General features: G+C 75.2%; 3 protein-coding genes. 1 reads left to right on the forward strand and 2 read right to left on the reverse strand.

Annotated features, from left to right (window positions below):
* Positions 1-73: 73 nt before the first annotated feature.
* Positions 74-1,018, reverse strand: coding sequence for an ABC transporter ATP-binding protein (locus ECOMGDLI_RS02650; RefSeq protein WP_088313320.1), 945 nt, complete (start codon positions 1,016-1,018; stop codon positions 74-76).
* Between the two features lie 90 nt (positions 1,019-1,108).
* On the reverse strand, positions 1,109-1,894 hold the full coding sequence (locus ECOMGDLI_RS02655) for a lipoate--protein ligase family protein (protein ID WP_088313322.1): 786 nt from the start codon (positions 1,892-1,894) through the stop codon (positions 1,109-1,111).
* Between the two features lie 34 nt (positions 1,895-1,928).
* On the opposite strand from ECOMGDLI_RS02655, the gene ECOMGDLI_RS02660 reads away from it, so the two are divergent.
* Positions 1,929-3,851: a S9 family peptidase gene (locus tag ECOMGDLI_RS02660; protein WP_198954480.1), complete on the forward strand. Its 1,923-nt coding sequence runs from the start codon at positions 1,929-1,931 to the stop codon at positions 3,849-3,851.
* Positions 3,852-3,919 lie beyond the last annotated feature (68 nt).

Here is a 3,919-nt window from a genome sequence, read left to right on the forward strand (position 1 = left end):
GGCGGCCTCGCCTGCGGCGGCGCCGTACCGCCGGCGCCGCCCGGGCCGCCCGGCTCACCCGTCACGTAGTCGCTCATCGCTGCTGCTCCTGCGTCAGCTCGAGGAACGCCGTCTCCAGGTCGGCGCTGATCCGGCTCAGCTCGCTGACGAAGAACCCGCGCTCGGCGAGCGCCCGGGTCACCGCCGCCGGGTCGGGGACGCCGTGCACCCGCCACGCGTCCGGCGTCGTCGCGCCGTCCGGCACGTGCGGTGTGACCGTCCAGCCCGCCTGCTCGAGCACCAGCTTCGCGCCCGCGGGGTCCGCGACCTGCACGCGGACGTCGTCCGAGGAGCGGCCCCGGAGCACCTCCCGCACGGTGCCCGAGGCGACGCACCGCCCGCGGGCCAGGATCGTCACGTCGTCGCAGACCGCCTGCACCTCCGAGAGCAGGTGCGAGGAGAGGAAGACCGTCGTCCGGCCGTCGTTGCCGAGGCGCCGGACCAGCTCGCGGACGTCGCGGATGCCGGCGGGGTCCAGCCCGTTGCTCGGTTCGTCGAGGATGAGCAGTCGCGGCCGCTTGAGCAGCGCGGCGGCGATGCCGAGGCGCTGCTTCATGCCGAGCGAGTAGCCCTTGAACCGGTCGTCGGCGCGCGCGGTGAGGTCGACGGTCTCGAGGACCTCCTCGACCCGGGCCCGTGGCACGCCCGCGGTCTCGGCGAGCAGGCGCAGGTTGAGCCGGCCGGAGAACGTCGGGAAGAACAGCGGGGTCTCGACGAGCGCACCGACCGCGCCGACGACCTGCGGCAACGCCTGCGGCACCGGCCGGCCGAGGAGGCGCAGCGACCCCTCGTCGGCCGAGACGAGGCCGAGGAGCATCCGGATCGTCGTCGTCTTGCCGGAGCCGTTCGGCCCGAGGAAGCCGTGGACGCCGCCCTCCCGGACGACGAGGTCGAGCCCGTCGAGGGCCCGCTCGGGCGGCTTGCGCCGCCTCCGGTAGACCTTGTGCACCCCCGCGGCCTCGATGACGGTGCTCGACATGCGCGGTCCCCTCTGCCGACCGGCCGCTGCGACCGGCCCGGCCCCCCGGGTCGTGCTGACCCTTCGGAGGGTGGCACACCGCGGAGTGGATCAGCCCGCGACGTGCCGGTCGTGCTGGAGCCGGGCCTCGGCGAGGAGCGCCGGGTCCCACGGCACGGGCCGGACGTCGTACCCGGCCCGGGCGTGCCGGTCCAGGACGGCCCGCTCGACGACCTCGGTCGGCACGCCGGACGGCCGGGCGCCCGCGACGTCGAGGCGCAGCACCGACTCGACCGAGCCGACGGACGCCGGGTCCCAGGCCAGCCCGAGCGCTGAGTACACCTCGTCGAGCACGGCCCGGAGCCGGTCCGCGTCACGGACGACGACGAGGCTGCTGAACAGCCACGCCCCCCGGACGACGCGCTGCGCCGTCCCCGCGAGCTTGACCCGCCCCGACGCGTTGACGCTGTGGTCGCCGGGGCAGTACTCACCGGGCACCGCCCCGACCCGGGCGTCGACGCCGAGGTCCGTGAGCGCCCCGACGAGGATCGCCGCACCGCGCTCGTACCGGGGCCGGATCCCGGTGCGCGGGTCGAGGTCGGAGCTCACGAGGTCGAGCAGCAGACAACCCTCGTGGTACGCCGCCGCCCGCCCGCCGCGCTGCCGGACGACGGGCTCGAAGCCGTGCGCGCGGGCCGCGGCGCGGGCGGCCGGCCAACCCGGGGCGAGGGTGTCCAGCCGGCTGAACGCGAGCGTCGGCCGGGGCCGCGCGAGGCGGAGCACGGCCGGGCCGACCGGGTCGCTCTGCGCCCGGGCGAGCAGCGCCGGACCGAGCGCGACGTCGTCGAGCGGCGCGACGCCGTCCGGCGTGCGGAGCACGAGGAGCGGCGACGTCATGCCCACCATCCTGCCCGGACCGTAGGCTCGGGAGGTGACCCTTCCTGACCTCATCCCCCGGTCGGTCCTCTTCGGCAACCCGGACCACATGGCGACGGCGATCTCCCCGGACGGCACCCGGCTCGGCTGGGTCGCCCCCGAGGACGGCGTGCTCAACGTCTGGGTCGGCCCGCTCGACGGATCGAGCCCCGCGCAGGCCGTGACGCACGACCGCGACCGCGGCGTCCGCACGTACGCCTTCTGCCACGACGACCGCCACCTCGTGTACCTCCAGGACACCGCCGGCGACGAGTCCTGGCGGCTCTACGTGCTCGACCTCGAGACCGGCGAGGCCACGCTCGCGACGCCCGGCGAGGGCGTGCAGGCCCGGATCATCGGGCACAACCGCTGGCACCGCGGCACCGTCCTGGTCGCGCTCAACGCGCGCGACCCCCAGCTCCACGACGTCCACGCGCTCGACCTCGCGACCGGTGAGCTGACGCTCGTCGCCGAGAACCCGGGCTTCGTCGACTGGCTCGTCGACAGCGAGATGCGGCTGCGCGGCGCGCTGACCATGGACGCCGACGGCGGCGCGCAGATCCACCTGCGGCGCACGCTGCCGGCGAGCGCGGACGCCGGTCCCGACCCGGAGGCGTCCGACCCGGCGTCCTACGAGCTCTGGCTCGAGGTGCCGCCGGACGACGCCGCCTCGACCGACGTCCTCGGCTTCACACGCGACGAGACCGGCGGCCCGGGCGCGCTGCTGCTCATGTCGAGCATCGACGCGAACGCGACCCGGCTCCAGCGGCACGACCTCGCGACCGGTGAGGTGGTGCTGCTCGGCGCGGACGACCGGTACGACGTCGCCGGCGCCTGGCAGAACCCCGAGACGCTCGAGGTGCAGGCGGTCGAGTATCTGCGCGAGCGGCAGGAGGTCGTCCTCCTCGACCCCTCGCTGCAGGCCGACCTGGACGCCGTCCACGCCCTGCGCGAGCTGCCCGGGATCGGCGACGGCGAGATCTCCGTCGGGCGCCGCGAACGCTCGGACCGCTGGTGGACCGTCGCGGTCTCGCCGAGCGACGGACCGGTGAACTTCTTCGTCTACGACCGGACGACGCGGCAGGCGCGGCACCTCTTCCCGCACCGGGCCGAGCTCGTCGGTCGCCCGCTCGCCGTCATGGAGCCGTTCTCCTTCACCGCGCGGGACGGCCTCACCGTGCACGGGTACCTGACGTTCCCGTCGGGCGTCGAGCGCAGCGGCCTGCCCGCCGTCCTCAACGTGCACGGCGGACCGTGGGCCCGGGACACGTGGGGCTTCGACCCCGAGGCGCAGTGGCTCGCGAACCGCGGCTACGTCTGCGTGCAGGTGAACTTCCGCGCGTCGACGGGGTACGGCAAGGCGTTCCTCAACGCGGGCGACAAGCAGTGGGGCGCCGCGATGCAGGACGACCTCACGGACGCCGTCGCGCACGTCGTGGCGCAGGGCTGGGTCGACCCCGACCGGGTCGGGATCTACGGCGGCTCGTACGGCGGCTACGCGGTGCTCGCGGGCGCGGCGTTCACGCCGGACCTCTACCGCTGCGGCGTCGACATCGTCGGCCCGTCGAACCTCGCGACGCTGCTCGCGTCGGTCCCGGAGTACTGGCGGCCGCTCATCTCGATGATGTACCGCCGGGTCGGCAACCCCGAGACCGAGGCCGACCTGCTCGAGGAGCGCTCGCCGCTGTCGGCGGTCGACAAGATCCGGATCCCGCTGCTCGTCGTCCAGGGCGCGAACGACCCCCGGGTCAAGCAGGCCGAGGCCGAGCAGATCGTCGCGGCGCTCACGGCCAAGGGGCTGCCGCACGAGTACCTGCTCTTCGAGGACGAGGGCCACGGACTGGCCAAGCCGCAGAACCGGGAGCGGATGTACGCCCGGGCCGAGGCCTTCCTCGCCGAGCACCTCGGCGGCCGGGTCGAGCCGCCCGCCGCGGGCTGACCCGCCGCCGGCCGACCGGTCCGGACCGGTCCGGACGCAGGAACACCGCGGCCCCGCTCGAGAGAGCG

The organism is Kineosporia sp. R_H_3 (assembly GCF_002198675.1).
Taxonomy (GTDB): Bacteria; Actinomycetota; Actinomycetes; order Actinomycetales; family Kineosporiaceae; genus R-H-3.